The sequence below is a fragment of the Pseudomonas sp. NPDC087690 genome (assembly GCF_044743175.1).
In the GTDB taxonomy this organism is placed as follows: Bacteria; Pseudomonadota; Gammaproteobacteria; order Pseudomonadales; family Pseudomonadaceae; genus Aquipseudomonas.
The window spans coordinates 76,556-77,648 of the sequence record NZ_JBIUVX010000004.1 but is presented as its reverse complement, the minus strand read 5'-3'; the positions used below and the strand labels follow the sequence as shown (position 1 = coordinate 77,648).

Sequence of the window (1,093 nt, the reverse complement as noted above, 5' to 3'; positions counted from 1 at the left end):
CGCCCCGGCCCCCGCTTCGGGCCACGCGACCTCCGCACCGACGCGGTGATGATCCGCCCGTACAACATGGCCACTGGCGCTGCGCCGTTCGACTCGCTGTCGGTGGCCGACATCGGTGACGTGGCGATCAACACCTTCAACCTGCTCGACGCCGTGCGCATCATCGAAGAAGCCTACGACAACATCCTCGAGCACAACGTGATCCCGATGACCCTGGGCGGCGACCACACCATCACCCTGCCGATCCTGCGGGCGATTCATAAAAAGCATGGCAAGGTCGGTCTGGTGCACATCGATGCCCACGCTGACGTCAACGATCACATGTTTGGTGAGAAGATCGCCCACGGTACGACCTTCCGTCGCGCCGTCGAAGAAGGTCTGCTGGACTGCGACCGCGTGGTGCAAATCGGTCTGCGCGCGCAGGGTTACACCGCTGACGACTTCAACTGGAGCCGCGATCAAGGTTTCCGCGTCGTACAAGCCGAAGAGTGCTGGCACAAGTCGCTGGCTCCGCTGATGGCCGAAGTGCGCGAGAAAGTCGGCGGCGGTCCGGTGTACCTGAGCTTCGACATCGACGGTATCGACCCGGCCTGGGCGCCTGGCACCGGCACCCCGGAAATCGGTGGTCTGACGACCATTCAGGCGATTGAAATCGTCCGTGGCTGCCAAGGCCTCGACCTGATCGGTTGCGATCTGGTAGAAGTCTCGCCCGCTTATGACACCACCGGCAACACCTCGCTGCTGGCCGCCAACCTGCTGTACGAAATGCTCTGCGTACTGCCTGGCGTGGTCCATCGCTGAGGGTCGGGTCATGAACGAACGTGATCAGGTTTTGCAAGCGGCTGCCGATCTGGTGGCCGCCTTCGCCCGTAACGATCGCGAAGCTTACTTCGGCGCGTTCAGCGCCGATGCGAGTTTCGTCTTCTACACCCTCGAACAGCCGCTGCTGTCGCGCGATGCCTATCAGGCCTTGTGGGACAGCTGGCGCGCCGAGGATGGCTTCGAGGTGCTTGCGTGCACCTCGAGCAACGCCTTTGTCAGCCTGCAGGGTGACGTGGCGATTTTCATCCAGGACGTGGCCACCGAGCTGCGC

General features: G+C 62.9%; 2 protein-coding genes. Both read left to right on the top strand.

Annotated features, from left to right (window positions below; translation table 11 throughout):
• On the top strand, positions 1 to 801 hold an 801-nt coding region (gene speB / locus ACIPIZ_RS08835; protein WP_401164994.1), incomplete at its 5' end, for an agmatinase.
• A gap of 10 nt (positions 802 to 811) precedes the next feature.
• On the top strand, positions 812 to 1,093 hold a 282-nt coding region (locus tag ACIPIZ_RS08830), incomplete at its 3' end, for a nuclear transport factor 2 family protein (RefSeq protein WP_401164992.1).